12 protein-coding genes are annotated in these 17476 nt (G+C 57.8%); 7 read left to right on the forward strand and 5 right to left on the reverse strand.

The genetic code is table 11. The annotated features are described in order from the left end of the window. The first annotated feature begins 9 nt into the window (after positions 1–9). Positions 10–1902, forward strand: a complete 1893-nt coding sequence (locus ABIL25_03050) for a hypothetical protein (GenBank protein ID MEO0081255.1) — start codon at positions 10–12, stop codon at positions 1900–1902. A gap of 3 nt (positions 1903–1905) precedes the next feature. Here the strand turns inward: ABIL25_03050 and ABIL25_03055 are convergent, their stop codons facing one another. Continuing rightward, on the reverse strand, positions 1906–2745 hold the full coding sequence (locus ABIL25_03055) for a hypothetical protein (GenBank protein ID MEO0081256.1): 840 nt from the start codon (positions 2743–2745) through the stop codon (positions 1906–1908). A 367-nt stretch (positions 2746–3112) separates the two neighbouring features. Here ABIL25_03055 and ABIL25_03060 point away from each other — a divergent pair, with 367 nt between their 5' ends. From ABIL25_03060 to ABIL25_03085, 6 genes are all read left to right on the forward strand, one after another. Continuing rightward, positions 3113–4123 (forward strand): hypothetical protein, encoded by a 1011-nt coding sequence (locus tag ABIL25_03060; protein ID MEO0081257.1) that lies wholly within the window; start codon positions 3113–3115, stop codon positions 4121–4123. Between the two features lie 12 nt (positions 4124–4135). Continuing rightward, complete coding sequence (locus ABIL25_03065; protein ID MEO0081258.1) at positions 4136–7057, forward strand: TonB-dependent receptor; 2922 nt, start codon at positions 4136–4138, stop codon at positions 7055–7057. A 19-nt stretch (positions 7058–7076) separates the two neighbouring features. After that, a complete protein-coding gene (locus ABIL25_03070) occupies positions 7077–10001 on the forward strand; it encodes a hypothetical protein (protein ID MEO0081259.1) in 2925 nt (974 codons plus the stop codon). An 11-nt stretch (positions 10002–10012) separates the two neighbouring features. Next, a complete protein-coding gene (locus tag ABIL25_03075) occupies positions 10013–11083 on the forward strand; it encodes a PorV/PorQ family protein (protein ID MEO0081260.1) in 1071 nt (356 codons plus the stop codon). Positions 11084–11335: 252 nt separating this feature from the next. Beyond that, positions 11336–11863, forward strand: a complete 528-nt coding sequence (locus tag ABIL25_03080; GenBank protein ID MEO0081261.1) for a hypothetical protein — start codon at positions 11336–11338, stop codon at positions 11861–11863. A gap of 2 nt (positions 11864–11865) precedes the next feature. Next, positions 11866–14025: a clostripain-related cysteine peptidase gene (locus ABIL25_03085; protein ID MEO0081262.1), complete on the forward strand. Its 2160-nt coding sequence runs from the start codon at positions 11866–11868 to the stop codon at positions 14023–14025. A gap of 42 nt (positions 14026–14067) precedes the next feature. On the opposite strand, the gene ABIL25_03090 is transcribed toward ABIL25_03085, so the two are convergent. From ABIL25_03090 to ABIL25_03105, 4 genes are all read right to left on the reverse strand, one after another. Next, positions 14068–15471 carry an FAD-binding oxidoreductase gene (locus ABIL25_03090; GenBank protein ID MEO0081263.1) on the reverse strand — a complete coding sequence of 468 codons (1404 nt, stop codon included), beginning with the start codon at positions 15469–15471 and terminating at the stop codon, positions 14068–14070. 33 nt (positions 15472–15504) lie between these two features. Beyond that, positions 15505–15834 carry a thioredoxin gene (gene trxA / locus ABIL25_03095; GenBank protein MEO0081264.1) on the reverse strand — a complete coding sequence of 110 codons (330 nt, stop codon included), beginning with the start codon at positions 15832–15834 and terminating at the stop codon, positions 15505–15507. A 76-nt stretch (positions 15835–15910) separates the two neighbouring features. Further along, positions 15911–16711, reverse strand: coding sequence for a DUF4097 family beta strand repeat-containing protein (locus ABIL25_03100; protein ID MEO0081265.1), 801 nt, complete (start codon positions 16709–16711; stop codon positions 15911–15913). Between the two features lie 14 nt (positions 16712–16725). Continuing rightward, the gene (locus ABIL25_03105; protein ID MEO0081266.1) at positions 16726–17415 is read right to left on the reverse strand and encodes a hypothetical protein; all 690 of its coding nucleotides are present in this window, start codon (positions 17413–17415) and stop codon (positions 16726–16728) included. Positions 17416–17476 lie beyond the last annotated feature (61 nt).

Raw genomic sequence — 17476 nt, forward strand, 5'->3', positions numbered from 1 at the left:
TAGGGCAAGATGCGTCGCTTTCCGTTTCACCCCTGGCTGTTTGCCGTGGCACCGATTTTGTTTTTGTTTGCCCATAATGCCGGCAAGCTGTCGCTGAGCCCTTCTGAGCTTGTTCTGCCTTTTGCCGCTGGATTCTTGCTTGCGTGCATCGCCTGGTTAGTCATGTTCTTGGCCATTGGTTCTGGCCGCAAGGCTGCTGCTGCGGCGTCGTTCTTTCTGGTTCTTTTCTTTCTCTATGGTCATGTGGCCACCGGGTTCGGGTTGAAGTCCAATCCGGATTTGTACCTCGTGCCGGTCTGGGTTACCTTGTTCGTGCTCGGCGCTGTGTCTATTGCTCGTGCACGTTCTGACCTTGCCGGGGTCACGACCTTTCTGAACTTCGTTGCGCTCGTTCTTGTGGCCGCGAACCTTGGCATTGCCTTCCCGGCGATTTTGCGGTCCCGGCATAGTTCCGTGAGCCATGGGCCTAGTCTGCGCCGGGAATCAGGGACGCTTTCCGGTACCCCGCCAAGCATCTACTACATCATTCTGGATGGCTATGGTCGGCAGGATGTGCTCGAACGGGTGTACCGTTTCGACAATTCCGACTTCACCGAGTATCTGCGCAGCCGGGGCTTCTTTGTTGCATCCAGCAGCCGCTCTAACTACAGCCAGACCTACCTTTCGCTTGCGTCGTCGCTCAACATGACCTACCTGGACTCAGTTGCTAGGTGCGTTGGTGCTGAGTCAGATAATCGCTCTGCTTTGCTTAGAATGATTGCCGACAATCGCGTCATGGCCGAGCTTAAGCGCCGCGGCTATACGACCGTTTCGTTTGCCTCGGGCTACACCGGAACCGAGTTCAAGAATGCCGACGTGCACTACGCACCGCGCTGGGTGCTGAGTGAGTTCCAGAATGTGGTCATCAGCACCACACCTTTGCCGTTGTTGCTGGACCGTGTGCTTAGGAGAACGCAGCACGACCTTCACCGGGAGCGCATCCTTTATGCCTTTGAGCGCCTGCCTGACCCCGCATGCCTCAGGCCGCCAGTCTTCGTCTTCTGTCACGTACTCGCACCCCACCCGCCGTTCGTGTTCGGTCCGTCCGGCGAGAAAGTGAGGCCTCGGGGGCTGTTTACGCTTACAGAGGGCGGCAACTTCCAGATCATTGACAAACAAAGGGTCCGCGATGACTACATCCGTGACTACCGCGACCAGCTTGCCTTCATTACGATGAAAACTAGACAGACGATTGATCGCATACTTGCGCGTTCGGATAGACAACCGGTCATCATCATTCAGGCTGACCACGGCCCGGGCTCAATCCTCAACTGGGATGACCCGGAACCAGAAGAGGTCGCTGAACGTATGGCCATCCTGAATGCCTGTCTGTTACCGCAAGATTCTGCTGTTTCTGCCTGGTACGATTCCATTTCTCCGGTCAACACGTTCCGGCTTGTCTTCAATCGTTTGTTTGGTGACACTCTGGCGCTGCTTGAAGACCGAAGCTGGTTTTCGACAATTGCCAAGCCGTACCGCTTCTTTGATGCTGACAGGCCCGAGAGTTACGCTGCGGGCCGTGGCCCGGACGTTCAACCCCTCACTATTATCGCGTTTCGCTGTTCTGGCGAGTCCGAAGCCGGTGACTTGGCGGCTTATGCGCGCAGGCTTGCGAGTATCAAATACCATGGCGAGACGCGGCCGATAGCCAGAATTCACATTAGACAGGTTCAGGCCAATTTTGAGGGAGTATCAGTGGAGCTAGCATACCGGATGTACCGGGATGCAGTCGCGGCCGGAGAAATTCCTGATTTGGGCGAGGAATACGAGACCTATTCGGGCCTTGGACCTGATCGGCGACCGGTTATTGCGTTGTTTTTCCCGGCTCGTCAGCCGTCCAAGCCGGCTGGCGACCGGCCTTGAGCGTTAGCGATCCAGCACGACCTTCTGTACTTCGGTTCGGCCTTCAGACCAAGTTGCGACCGCAAAGTACAGGCCTGAGGGTAGCGGCCGGCCTGAACTGTCAGTTCCGGCCCAGGCAATTGTCTGCGAACGACTGACCGGGCCGGCGTGAATGATGTTTCTTAGGCAGCCGGCCATGTCATAGACCTCAAGCCGGACCGGGCCAGCTCCGGCCAGGTCAAGCGAAAAGGTTATCGAACCTGAACTGGGGTTGGGCGCAGCCAGGAGCGCGGTGCGGACCCGTGGGTGCGTCGGCTCGGCCACGGCTGCTGTCAGGTTCAATTCGGCATCGTCAACATAAACAATACCACCCGGTTGACTGTTGGTGAAGCCGTAAACCCGGAGTGTGACTTTGGCCAGTCCAGCGGTAGAAGGCGCAGTAGCTGTCTTTACCAGCCGCTGCCAGGTGGTTATCGCCGAGTCGGTGTAGGTGATGCCGGTAGCGCTAATATAGGTCGAATCCTGAGTGTACCAACTGATGCCGATACCGCCCCGAGCATTAGGGTCGTTGTCCAGATACCACGCGGTCAGGGTGTAGTCCTGGTCCGGAGAGACAACTGTCCACTGGTTGACGCCAAAATTGTTGCCAGTTCCGCTAACCATACGCGTGATTCGGGCCGAGTATGGTGCAGAGTGGTAGGTGGTACTCTGGGCGACCGGAGCCCGGACAGTGTCCTCAACGGTCCAGCTTGCAGGGTGGGTCGGGTCGGTCCAGTTCGAAAAGTCGCCGTTAACAAGCAGGTTGGCCGTAGCAACAGAACATACTAGCAGCAAGAAAACGCCAAGTATCATTCTCAGGCTCATTGTACCTCCACGTTAGCAGCCTAAGGATAGACTATAACTGGCGATTGTCAACGCCGCGACACAGGCTGGCGACAGTTCTGAACTCAGAATTCCCGAAAGGGATTCTCAGTGCGAAGCGCCGGGCGACGGAGGTCCGGAGTCCCAGCGGCACGTGCCGCTTGACAGGTGGCTTTTTGCGTCTAGATTTCATGCAGGTTTGACAGTGCGTTGACATTTGCAGGCACTGCTTTACACTTGTGATTGTTTGATGTCGGGAATAGCTGGTCGCAGACTAGCCGTTGACGGCCGCCTCTGCGTTGGAGCCGGGCGGCTGTGGCGGGGTCTTGCTGCCGGCACAAGTAGGAAACGAAAGACATAAGGAGGCACGATGAATTCGAGGACTCCCACGAGCAGTCCCAGTCTGTTCTCACGGATGGTCGCAATCGGTCTGGGTCTGTTCGCGGCCGCGCTGTATGTCGGGTGCGGTCGCATGCCCGAAGAGCCGTTCTGGGAGCCAAATGCAGAAGACACGACGGCAATCGAGTCCATTGTCCAGGCGAATAAGGCGCTGTTCATGACGAGTTTCGCAGAAGGGTCGCTGGCGCCACTGGACACGGCATTGTCTGATACGAACAAGAAGCGGCTGAAGAAGGAGATGACGGAGAACCCGTTCAAGCAGCGGTTCCGGACGAACGGATTGCAGCATCTCTTCTTCACCGACTCGTTCGACTTGGAGTACCGGTTTGTTGCTACCCTCGATACTGCCAAGGCCGAAACGACATGTACGGTTTTCATGGCCGAGACAATCCCCGGGCTGTTGAGACTCCATGCCTACAGCTATACGAGATTCCTGCGCGACTCGGTAATCGGTACGGACACGCTCAAGTTCTACGATACAGTCTTCTCGGCAATTGATACCGTTATCGAGAAGCGGCTGAACGCAACCACGCTCGACGGCTGCGTGCTGAAGAAAGAGGGCGGTCAATGGAAACTGTGGAAACGGGGAGGCGCAAGCCGTCTGTATGCTCCGACGCCGGATGACGCACCGTACCTCGACCGGATCTTCATTACCAACGGCCGGAAAGAAGACACGTTCATGCTTCGGCCCGACACTCTGCACCACGGGGTTCAGCGCTTCTACGCAGACGATGAACTGCCGACGTTCACCGTTGGGGATAGTATCTATGTCCGCAGTCTCCTGACTACCGTGGTGGATGCTAAGAACTTGCTCTACTTCGATGGAGAGCGCCACGAGTTCAAGTCAAGCGACAAGATTGCGCTCACTAGGCCAGGTCTTTTCCGTTTGTATGTCGAGCAGATTCCTATTGATGTGCTCTACGAGATGGGTGGTACCTACGTCGGACTGGTCTGGGGCGCGTGGATAAGAGTTGTCGAATAACAGGAGGCATAGATGAGCAGATTGACCAATTTCCGATACCTGCCGGCCAGGCTACTGGTTCTAGTTCTGGTCATTGTCGGAACGGTTCTTGCCGGCAATACCGGTGTGCTCGTCGGCCGGGTCGTGGACAAGAAGACCGGTGAGCCGCTGGCATTCGCCAACGTCGTCATCGAGAAGACCGAACTCGGCGCGGCCACGGACGCGAACGGCCGATATGAGATAATCAATATCCCGCCTGGCCGTTATACGGTGACTGCTTCGTACGTGCGGTACAATCCGATGTCGGTAACTGACGTGCTCATTGTGCAGGACCAGACCGTGACGGTGGACTTCCGTCTGTCCGAGACGGTGGTTGAGATTGGCCGGGTGGTCGAGGTTACGGCCAAGAAGGTAGAGCTTGTCAACCCGACCACGGTTTCGGTCGAGCGAATCATTACCGACGAGGAGTTCAAGCGTTTGCCGGTAACACAGCTGACCGAGCTGGTCGGCATGCAGGCCGGCGTGACTCAGACTCAGAGCCGTGGCTGGACCCATATCCGCGGGGGGCGGTTCGATGACGTATCGTACCTGGTGGATGGGGTCGCAGCCCAAGACCAGGTCTATGGTACGCTGTGGTCCAGCCCGAAGCCGACAACCGATGCCATCCAGTCGGTAGTTGTAATCACTGGCGGATTTGACGCCGAGTATGGCGAGGCGATGTCCGGAGTCATCAAGGCGGTGACCAAGGAAGGCGGACAGAAGACGTCGGGCCGGTTCCGGTACGCAACCGACGAGGTCTTTCCAAAGCCCGATCTAAACTTTGGATACAACCGTCTGAGCTTCAGTCTCGGTGGTCCGACACCGTTTTGGAACCGACTGCGCTACTTCCTCTCGACCGAGTACTTCAAGACTGATGACGACCGCGGCTGTCGGTACCACGTGGATGCACCGCGCGGCGAGTACGCACTCGAGGGAAAGGTGACGTTGGCGATGCCCAAGTCTTTCTTCCTGACTAAGGAAGGACTTAAGCTTACGCTTGATGGGCATCACTCGAATTATCAGTGGCGAACCTACTCGCATACCTACCGGTTCTGGCTTAGAGGGCTGTATGCGAACCGGGTACGTTCTTACAAGGGTAACTTGACTCTGAACCACATGTTGAGTCCGACCACGGTGTATGAGGCCAAGTTCGGTATGTTCATGACTTCGCTCATGCGTTCAGTACGCAACTTTTACGCCGAGGCCGCGGACACGACTGGATTCTGGGGTTCGATGCGTAAACTGGGTATCTGGGACCGGTTCTTCTTCCGGGGTGAAGACTGGGTGTTTGACTGGAAGAAGTACCGTGACTACGAGCTTGCGCATCCGGAATTGTTTGATACGACGAAGACGCCAAAGGATCAGCGGGATGCAGTGGTGAAGCTGTTCCGCTCGTACTGGTTGGCCAAGACTGCTGGTGGTGCGGACACGATGGTATATGCTCACCCGGGCGAACACAATTTCGTTACCGGCTACGCGCTGATTGACTACCCGTACGGCGTTGCCGGGTTGTTTATCACCGAGGGCGACGACCGGTCGTGGCACTACCGGGCGACCAACGACTACTTCGGCAAGTTTGACTTCACCAGGACAGTGAACAAGGTGCACGAGGTCAAGGCCGGGGTCTCGGTTACTCAATACGTCATCTCGGTGTATGAGAACTCCCTGCCCTGGGACCCGAACCCGTTCTGGGATGCGTTCAGCTACAAGCCGGTGGTGGCAGCGGCGTACGTCCAGGACAAGGCCGATTTCGAGGACCTCGTAGTTCGGGCCGGGCTGAGGTTTGATTACCTCGACTCCAAGGCTAGGGTCAGGGCCTATCCTGAGAGCCTGGGTGCACGGCCAGAGATTGCCGATAGTATGCTGCCAGTTCCGGCCAAGTACCGGCTGTCCCCGCGGCTCGGACTTTCCTATCCGATTACGGAAAGAATAAAGTTCCGGTTCTCGTACGGCCACTTCTTCAAGAACCCGACCTTCAGCAATCTCTACACTTACGCGGACAAGAGTGCGGCTGAACTTCGCGGCCGGGGCAACATCGTTGTCGGCAACGCGGATATGGGTGCGGAGAAGACTATCGCCTATGAGCTTGGCTTCGATGCACAGCTCTCCGACATATTCCAGTTCGACATCACCGCGTTCTACAAAGACGTGTATGACCTGTCCGGCATCAGGGTGGTACAGGCTCTGCCCCAGCCGTATTCGATGTTCTATAACGTCGAGTATGCCCGGATTCAGGGGTTTGAGGCAACGATGAACAAGGTACTTTCTGACTACTGGTCAGCACGACTTGGATACACGTTCACGATTGCCAAGGGTACGGCTTCAGACGCGTGGACTCAGTATGGCCGCTCCGACCCGTACAAGATTGACTACTATCTGGACCAGGACCAGCGTCACGCGCTGCACGGTGATCTCGGGTTCTCTTTCCCGAGCGATTTTGCCTTTGTGCCGCTGCGGGACTTTGACGTCTCAGGCGTCGTAGCCTACGGTTCGGGTACACCCTACACGCCGACCGACATCCGCGGTAACCCTACCGGCCCGGAGAACTCAGCCCGGTTGCCTGGAACGCTCAATGTTGATGCCCGGGCCTCAAAGGACTTGAGGCTCGGTGGGATGACGTTCTCCCTGTCCTGCGATGTCACTAATGTGGTGAACGCAACCCAGATTGTCAACGTGCACACGGCAACCGGCAAGCCGGACTTCACCGGCAGGATTATTACCAGGTACGAGTTCGGGTCCGGGATTGCGTTCGGCGATTTCTACTACCATCCGTATCGCGACTACAACCACGATGGCTACATGAGCCAGTTCGAACAGTACGATTCCTACGTGCGCGCGTACCAGGACAAGAATGACCCGCCGACCTATTACGGGCCGCCGCGGAAGATAAGGTTTGGACTCAGCTTGTCGTTCTAAGAAGGGGCAGGTGAGAAAAATGACCAAAGACCAATTCCCAATGACTAGACGCGGCGTGGCGGTTCTCCTACTGCTTGTCGCGCTCATGCTGGCATGGGCCAGGACAGCCACTCCGCTGCCGGCCGGCAAGCGGGTGTATGACATGAAGTGGTTGAACATCAACAAGTGGCTGTGCCCGTTCTACAACGACGGCCGCTACGGCATAGATGTAACCATCGGTTCAGGCGAAGCCGGCGGTAGTTGGCCTCAGCCGTTCAAGAATAAGTACATCTTTGGCGCCGGGCTGTGGTTCGGCAGCCTGAAGCCGCGGGCAGACGGCAAGGTAGATACGCTCGTGACTTTCGGTTACAACCCGAACTCAGGCGGTACCGAGATGACACCGACTTCGGCGGCATATGCCGAGGCGGGTGCGGGTGATCCCCTGGACCGCATTTACATGTTCCCGAACGACTGGCCGCCGCCGCGGTCGCGGTACACCGCCAAGGGCTGGCGACTGGGTGCGACGATTCACGATACCGTTGATGTCGAGCTCGTGCCCAAGGAGAACTTTTCGCTCCAGGATATGTGGTGCGTGTACTGCGACCTGGGGAAAGACAATCATATCGCACCGGGCTATCCTCAGGGAGTAGAGTTCTACCAGACGGTATATGCCTGGAACTACCCGTCGAACCAGGACATATTCTTCATCATCTACAAAGTCCGAAATGCCAGCTCGGATACGCTGAAGAACTGCTACATGGGTGCGGTCAACGATCCCGACATTGGTGAACACTCCGACGATATGGTTGGGCTGCTTCTGAATACGCTGGTGCCGGGCGTGCCGGATACGGTGAGGAATGTCGGTTACGCAGGCGACTACGATAACCACGAGCAGCAGAACGCGCGCGGCCAGTGGGACCGGGGAACACCCGGAGTGTTTGCCTACAAGTTCCTCGAAAGCCCGCTGACGCTCGGAAACAACGACTCAACCAGACCGCTCGGCATGACGGCATTCAAGAAGTTCACGATTGACATTGACCCGGTCACCGACCAAGCCCAGTATCTGACGATGGCCGGCTACGATTACCGGACCGGAGTCCGGTCACCGTATGACTCGGTTGACGTCGCAGCCGCAGACAAGCGGTTCATCCAGTGCTCGGGCCCGTTCAATCTGGCGCCAGGCCAGGTCGAGGTGCTGATTGTTGCGGGAATCGCCGCGCCATACGGCGGTGAGGGGCAGCCATGGGAGAGCCGGGGACTGGATTCGCTGGTGCACCTCGGGACCGTGGCGAACAACGCCCAGTTCATTTACGACCAGGGCTGGCTTCTGCCCGGGCCACCGGCGTCGCCTAACATCACGCTCGTACCGGGCGACAACAAGGTGCGGATTGTGTGGGACAACCTGCCTGAGGTCACGCCGGACCCGTACTGGGAGAAGGTTGCCTCAAAACCGTGGCCCAGTCCGGGTTCGGACCCGAAGTACCGAGGCTACGACTTCCAGGGCTATATCGTGTACAAGTCCTCAAACGGCTCAGACTGGGGCATACTGGCTCAATGTGACCTGGCTGATTCCATCATGTTCAGTTACCCGCCATCGGGTGACTCAACCATAGCCGAGAGTCTTTGGTTCAAAGCTACTGACAAGGGCATATTCTACTCAGTTGAGGACAAGAACGTCATCAACGGTTTCACCTACTACTACTGTGTCACGGCCTATGACTGGAACTACGTGACGACCGAGTGGGATACGACTCAGACTCCGCCGGTACCGGTCGCGTGGGATACCCTTATCCTGCGTTCGGGGATTGTGGCGAACTACTCGACGGTTCCGCGTTGGGACGCGGCGAACTATGAGGAACCGACGACCCGGGTTGTAACGGTTGCAGGTAACCCGGATACGCTGACCCGCGGACTAAAACTGACAAGCAGCGTGGTGGTGCCGTACAATGTCAAGGCTGATACCTACGAGGTCCGGTTCCTTGGGCCGACGTACCTGGCAGCGTCCAAGTCCCGTTGCCGTTATGTAGTTACGAACCTGACGACCGATAGTATCATCGTGGATACGACCGGCTTCGACTACACAGTAGGTTCGACCGTGTCCTTTTCATTGCCGGTTTTCAATGGCCAGGAAAGCAAGATCAAACTGAGCTACGCAACTCCGACTAAGCCATACGATACTGCTTATGTCGAGAGCGGCAACTACCCGACTGAAAGGGTTCGGCCTACCCGGGTTACATCGGGTGAGCAGCGGGCGGTTTGGTGCTTCCGAGGTTCGGATTACAAGGTTGAGTGGAAGAATGCAGGCGGGCAGCTGACCGCGAAAGTGTACGATTTGACTAACGGCAGTATCGAGGTGCCTTCGACAAGATATGACGGTGCGCAGGGTCAGAACGCGAATGGTTGGTGCTTTGTGGACCGGGTGGCACGCAAACCGAATGACACGCTCTGGACTGGTGCGGCCCTGCTATACATCTGCGGTGGGTACGTGGCGATGAACTATACCGGCACGAATGAGACCTTGGGTGCGATGATAAACCAGATAAACGACGGGGATGTATGGATGGTTGTCGGCCACAAGAACGAGAAGACCGCGGCTCACTACAACGTGTACAACATCGTCTCGACACCCGGTAAGGAAGGAACCGAACCGCTGGATTCACTTGTGGTCAAAGTCGTGCCCAATCCGTATATCGTGTTCAATGCTTGGGAGACGAACTCGGAGAATCGGAGGGTAAAGTTCACCCACCTGCCGATGACCTGCACGATCCGCATCTTCACCTTGTCCGGTGACTTGGTCAAGGTGCTGGAGCACAAGGACGACGGTAAGCATCCGCTTGATGAGGGCGGCACTGAGACATGGGACTTGCTGAACGACAACGCTCAGCTGGTTGCGTCCGGGGTCTATGTCTTTCACGTCGAGTCCGAAGCCGGGCAGTATACCGGCAAATTCGTGCTCATTCACTAAGGGAGGACGAGATGACAAGAATGACCAATACCCAACGCCCAATGACCAAGAAGATACTGGCGGTCGCTTTCGCGTGGCTCCTGGTCGCCTCGGTCGGTTTGGCCGCGTTCTCCAAGGTCGGTACGACCGGCGCGGCGTTCCTGAAAATCGGCGTCGGGCGGGCGACTGCGATGGGCGAGGCATTCACGGCAATTGCCGACGATGCTTCGGCCTGCTACTTCAATCCGGCCGGGCTGGCCCATGTTGGACGGCAGGTCCAGTTCAACCACGTTGACTGGATTGCCGACATCAATCACGACCACTTGGCCGTGGTGCTGCCGATGACCAGTTTCGGTACGATGACTTTCGCGATCACGGCGCTGACGATGGGCGACATCGAGCAGACGACAATCGACAATCCAGGTACCAAGGCGCGAGAGGACGAAGGCACCGGGCTGTTCTTCGGCGCAGCGGATTTCTGCGTGGCAGCTACCTATTCCCGGGTTATTACCGACAAGCTTTCCTTTGGCTTCACGGCCAAGGGCGTGCAGCAGTCGATCTGGGACATGGCGGCAAGTGCGCTCGGAGTTGACCTGGGGCTTTTCTACAACACCGGGTTCCGGTCGCTCAGAATCGGTGCAACAGTAGCGAACTTCGGCACCCAGCTTGCCTTTTCTGGACGTCAGCTTCAGTATGGTATTACCTGGCCTGACTCCGGGCCGCCGTCGCTGCCGGGGACTTATCGCACCGACGCAATGCCGCTGCCGACCACGTTCCGCTTCGGCATCGCCTACGACCTGGTTGATGTGAGCCCGAGTAAGTTGACCGCGGCGATTGACCTGACCCATCCGTCGGACATCAATGAGACGGTGAACATCGGCTTAGAGTACGGCTACAACGAGCTGTTTGCGCTGCGCGGCGGGTATATTCTGAACGTTGATCGGGAATACGCGAAGAATGTCGGTGAGCTTTCCGGGCTCACAGCCGGGCTTGGAGTCAGGACCGAGCCGGCCAAAGGTTTGAAGCTCGGCCTGGACTACACGTTCCGCTACCTCAAGTATCTAAAGCCAACGCACCGTGTCCAGTTGACCGTGGGCTTCTAAGAGGTCGGCGAAAAGTCTGGTTTAGGAGCGGCCCAACCGGGCCGCTCCTTTTCGGTTGAGCCGGCACCTGGTGGCGGCGATACGTCGGCGGCGGCACCAATTCGAGCATTTTGTCGTTTGCGCGTGACTGGGCAGTCACACGAGGCGCGAGCTCGGAAACCACCCTAACTTCTTGGCAATCAATCCACTGCGCAAGATTGGACATAATACCCTCCCCGGCTCCCCAGGCGGCTTCGGTAGCTACAGGACGGTGTGTCTAACCGGGCCCGGCCGGAGTTCGGACTTGAGCTGCGATGCAGGACGCGACACCAGGTGCGAGGTCGGGCGCGAATTCTGGTGCCGCGGCCAGCACAGCGCAGTCCGCGGCGCAAGCCAGAGCTCGGGGTGCACGGGTCCGAGCCGATGCGGATGGAGCGCGCAGCGCAGCCGGAAAAAGAACGCTGGGCGTTTCCCCGGACGCGACCAGAGCAGAAGCACCGGATGCAGCTCAGTCTGCGGCAGGAGAAGCAGCAGGGCGGACGTTTTTCGGTTTTTCTGAAAACGTGCCCCAACTTCGGGATTGTTGTGGTCGAAGTCCTGCGAAATCCTCGGGCCATTTGGCCGCTTGCGCTGTCTCTCGTTTATGGTAATGTAGGACTGTGTCAGGACAGACAACATCGTCACCCAGGAGTGCCGAGCGGATGTCGCCTGCTTGCCGGGTTCGATGCGTGTCTGCGTAGCGTCGGCTCGCCGGTTGGCCGGTGCCTTGGCAAGCCGGCGTTTGTCAACCGAAGGAGGTAGTAATGCGCATTGCTAATTCCTGTCTTCGTGTCTTAGATTCACGGTTACAGGTACTCCTGTGGTGCCTGGTATTTTTCTACTCCGGTTTTGCCGCACAGTGGACAGTCGGGGTCTATATGTGCGCGGATAACGGGATGAACGACCAGGCGTATGTTGACCTTGCGGAGATGAAATCCGTGGGTTCAACTGAGGAAGTGAATATTGTGGTGCAGGTTGATAATGCGGCTCGAGACTCGAATCCCGGATGCCGGCGTTACCTTGTCAAACGGACCGGGCTGGAGCTTTTGGCTGAACTCGGCGAGGTTGATATGGCTGATACCGCGACACTTGCCGGGTTCGGACGTTTTCTTGCGCAGCGCTATCCGGCCAGGAACTATATGCTTGTTCTCTGGGACCATGGCAACGGCTGGCAGGAAGGGGCAGGCGGTCTGGACTGGATATTCCAAGACGAGTCGCCGGCATTTTCTCAGATGGGTGTTGCGGGTGGCGAGTTTGGAGCAGCGGTGGCCGCGGTCAGAAAGGCACTCGGCAAGCGGATTGCTGTGCTCGGGCTTGATGCTTGCCTTATGGGCATGATTGAGGTTGCGACTGAAGTACTTGACTGTTGTGACTATATGCTTGCGTCTGAGGGTCTTGTACCGTGGGGCGGCTGGCCGTACGATGAAGTCCTGAACCTTCTAGTTGCGAGGCCGACCTTAACACCGGAGGAGTTCCTGCCTGAGATGTGCGCAAAGTATGTTGCCGAGTATCCGGATGAGGACATCTGTCTGTCGGCCTTGGACATGCGGCAACTGCAGCGCGTGCTGATTGCAGCACGCGCTGCCATCCGGGACAGTATTGACCCGGCTGAGGCTGGTTTTAGGGACGCGCGGGCTGGAGTTCAGACATTTTCTTCAGACCCGGGTCATGCACCGTGCCCTACAGACGACAACATTGATTTTTCCGACTTCTGGCAGCTCGCTCCGCAGTCTGGTGCGGCCACGCTGCGGTCTACGCTCGGGCCGCTTGCGGTTGCGAACCGCGGCCAAGGTGCATACGGCCGGGCAAGGGGCGCTGCGGTGTGGTTTCCGGATAACTATCTTGCTCTTAAGACATTGGCTGGGTCATACGCGAAGCTGGCATTTGCTGATTCAGTGCCGTGGCTGGAGTTTCTTAATTGCTATTTCGCAACTGATGATGTCAAACCGACGCAGCCTGAAATCAGTGGGCACCGACTCGGCGGTCGAGGCGACCTACGGCTGTACTGGAATACTGCGACCGACATTGCACCGGTTGGGTACAACCTTTACGAGGCCGGTTCGACGGTCGAGGAGTTCAGCGATTACTGCGAGGAACTCAGCCGCTGGAGCGCAACCGGCTGGAGTGCGAGCGAGCAGTATGCTCATTCTGGGGCAAGGTCGTTCTTTTCTGGTTCGGGCCCGAACCTTTGCAACCAGCTCGTCTTGATGACACCATGGGAGATGCCGCATGGCGGTCTGCTTTCGTTCTATGCGTATTTCCAGACCGAGGAGGTGCTGGATTCGCTTGGGCGATTCAAGCGCGACGTGTGCTATGTCGAGGCATGTTCAGGGCCGCCGTGGGACTGGCAGCCGCTGGATTCTATCTACGGAACGGCATCTGGCTGGCACGAGCGTCGGTACCTTATTCCGCCTTCGTACCAGGCCTGGCTGAGGCTGCGCTACGTCACCGATTCAAGCGATAACCGGCTCGGAGTGTTTGTGGACGACATCAAGGCATACCGGTTCGGGTCGATGCGGATCGTCGGAACAGGGCTTGTGGATACGACCTTCTACATTTTCAACCTTGCTTGTGGCACCTACCACTACTGTGTCACCGCCCAGGATTCTTTCGGCAATACATCAATGGTGAGCCAGTTCTACCCGGTTCCGGTGACAAGCTACGCCGAGCCCTATACCCGGCCCGCACCTTTTGCCGGTGCGTGTGAGCTGTGGGTTGATTTTCCACCGAAGGACACGGTGGATGTTCTCGTGTACACCATCTCCGGGACGCTAGTCAGGAAGTTTGAAGAAGTGAGCGGGCCGATGATTGAGTGGGACGGCAAGAATTGGGCGGGCAAGGCACTTGCCGACGGACTCTACCTGGTTGTGGTGCAGGGCAAGAATTTCCGTAAGGTCGGCAAGATTGCCAAGGTAGCCCGATAGCATACGGTTCTCGGCTGTCTTATCGGCTGGACTTTTCAGGCTTCAGTCCGGCAGAATCTTACCGGGGTTGAGAATACGATCCGGGTCAATGGCGTGTTTGAGCCGGCGCATGAGCTCGAGCTCGTTCGCGCCCAGGGCCCGTTTCATCCACTTCCTTTTCTCCGAACCAATACCGTGCTCGGCCGAAATCTGGCCGCCGTGTGACAACACGAAACCTACGAGTTCGTCAAGCAGCCGGTCCCGGGCTTCTCGCCAGCCGGGTCGGTCGTCCTCACGGCAGATATCAACGTGGATGTTGCCGTCGCCGATGTGGCCAAAGGGAACGACGATAAGGCCGTATTTGGCCTGCAGCCGCGCGATCTCCTCGACCGTGGCCGGCAAATCGTTGAGCGGTACGACGATGTCCTCAGCCGTGACCTCAGGGTATAGCTGCTTCAGGGTATCGGCGAGCTTGCGGCGTGCGGTCCACAGGCGGGTCTGGTCGGTCGGATTGTCTGCGACGAGCGGCTCCTTGGCGCCGAGTTCCATTGCCATCTCGCCAAGCCGTACGCAGTCTTCGAGCACCTGGTCACGGTTGTTGCCCTCCAGTTCGACCAGAACCTGCACTTCGGCGTCGGCAAAAGGCAGGTTCGATCCGAGGACCTGGTTCGTGGCACGAATACCCTGACGCTCGACAAACTCAACCACCGCTGGCAGGAGCCGGTCGTCGTGAACCAGACGCAGTACGAGCTCGATACCCTGGTGCAACCGGGTGAACGGGATGAGAACATCAATCTGGTATTTAGGTTTCGGGACAAGACGCAGCACGACCTCGGTGATGACCGCAAGTGTGCCCTCAGAACCAACGAGCAATCGTCCTAGACCGTAGCCGGTGGCGTTCTTGAGGATCTTGCCACCCCAGCGGATCAGGCGGCCGTCAGGCAGGACTGCTTCCAATCCCCGGACATAGTCAGCGGTAACGCCGTACTTGAAGGCACGCGCACCGCCAGCATTGGTGGCGATGTTGCCGCCGATTGAACAGTCCTCAAGCGATGCGGGGTCAACCGGGTAATACAGGCCATGTTCGGCACAGGTTTTTTGAACGCGGTCGGTCGTGACACCAGGTTCGGTCCGTACCGTAAGGTTATTGGTGTCAACCTCGATTAGCGTGTTCATCAGCTCGGTCGAGATCATGATTCCGCGTTGAACCGGCACCGAGCCGCCGGCGAGTCCGGTACCAAGCCCGCGCGGGGTAACCGGTATGCGTTCATCCCGACATAGCGCGAGAATTCCGGCTACTTCTTCTGCCGAGCAAACTTTGACGAGTGCCTCGGGTGGATAACTGGGGCCAGGACTCTCGTCCCGGCCGTAGTCAAAAAGTGCAGCCGGGTCGGTGATGACCCGGTCCAGGGCAGTGAGTTCTCTGAGCCGTGTGAGTACTGCTGAGGTAACCGGCCTGTACGTCATGCGACGGTACGTGCCGCAGCAGTAGGGAGCACGCTAACCGGCAAGGTGGGGTTCGATTTTCTGGGCGAGTGCTGGCTCGGACATCGCACCTACCATGCGGTCCACTTCAGCTCCGTTCTTGAACACGATGAGCGTGGGAATGCCGTAGATGTTGTATTTGCCAGGCGTTTCCGGACTCTCGTCGGTGTTGAGCTTACACACTTTCATCCGGCCGGCGTACCGGTCGGCGAGCTTCTCGACAATCGGAGCGATCATCCTGCAGGGTCCGCACCACGGAGCCCAGAAATCAACGAGTACCGGGATTTCGGACTTGAGAACCTCGGATTCGAAGTTGGCGTCGGAAACGTGCTTTACTTCGGCCATGCAATACCTTCCTTTCTATACTGTTCTCTTGACCATGTTAGACCAACCGGATGGGGAGACCGGTTCAACAAGATTGCTACCTGGCCCTAATCAGTATGTCACCGTTGCTCGTGTTGAGTGTGATGATGGAGGCTCCAGACCCCAGCCGGCCGCGCTTGTGCCAGCGTTCGGATATTTCGTAGCTGACCGGTCCGAACCCGGTGACTGTTACCTCGGCATTGGAGGTTGTTGCATCGAATGTCGCGGACACGTCGGCAGGCAGGTAGAGCGTGAGTTTAGCATTTGAGGTCGTAAGGTTTGCTGTTTCAGTTGCACCGAGTTCAGCCAGGTCGCAGTCAATATTTCCGCTTGTGGTTGAGACGCTGATGCCGCCGCGGTGGACCTGAACTTGGACCTCGCCATAAGTTGTTGAAAGGTTCATCTGTCCCCGCGTGTTCAGAAGCTTGATTGCGGCGTTGGAGGTTGAGACGGTTGCACCGGCTTTTGTACCGGTGAGCGAGACCGAGCCGTTTGTGGTTGAGAGTACGAGTCTGGTTGATTCCGGGCAGACAATGTCGTAGTAGGCGCCATAGGCACGGTTGCCGCCCGGCATTTCGACCCAGAGCCGAAGTTCACCGGCCTGGACAGTATCCCTGACCAAGACGTTCTCGATTGCCCGTTCGGCATCGGCTCTGTCCCGACCGTAGCAGCGTCGGGTGACCACGGCCGTGACAACGGTGTCGGGCGAGCCCGCGACGTTGATATGGCCATTTGCCGAAGAAGCGGTGATGCCAGAGACATCCCGGGCCGGCCAGGTGCGCGTTTCAGAAAGCTCGAGTTTGTAGGTGTAAATACAGGCAGCAGCCAGGAGCAGAAGCAGGTAGAGTCGGCGGCTCACTTGTACCTCCTGGCTCATGACCTGATACTCGTATTCTGAGCCGCGGGCATCAGGAGTAGTCCGAGCGAAAAGAACGGGCCGGCCAGCTTGACTGCAGGAGTGCCGACAATCCTTGCGCCGTTCACCAAGTGCCAAGTGACGGACAAGGGCGAGTAGAGATACCCGGCGCGAACTGCCAGCCCGTATCGGCCGCTCGTCGTTCTTGTCGCAAGCCCGAACTCCAGAGCGGCAAGGCCAGTGAGTTTCATCCCAGACAGGATGGTTGCGGCCTGGCCGGGTGCGCCGAGCAACTCCTCGAAGTTGAGGTCGCCGGTTCTTGCCCGGATGCTGAAGGACTGGGACAAACCGCCAGCCCCAATTATCGGCGTGATGGTCAGGAATGAGGTCGGCACGAGCTTGAGGCCAGCTTCGGCAAACATGCCGGATGCTTCGGTACGTAGGTGGAAGCTGTCGGTGCTGGCGTCATCCCAAGTTCGAAAAAACATCGGGCCGAGGAGAATGTTATCAACGAGCGAGCGGACTTCGATGCCCCAGCCATAGTGCCGAGTTGCGGCCATGGGCAGGCCGTGTCCTGCGAAGCTCTGGTTGAAACCGCGGATATCGGGCTGAAACGCGGCCGCGAACGGAATGAGCCAGGCTTCCTGGCCGGATGCAACGGTTACTGTCAATATCAAGACCGCGGGAGCAAGTCGGAATAGCTTCATCACAGCCAGTATAGACAGATGGGTAGAGGTGTCAAACTACCGTGATCCGGCGCAGATACCC

It is taken from the genome of candidate division WOR-3 bacterium, assembly GCA_039801365.1.
GTDB lineage: Bacteria > Hydrothermota > Tepidihabitantia > Tepidihabitantales > Tepidihabitantaceae > JBDRUN01.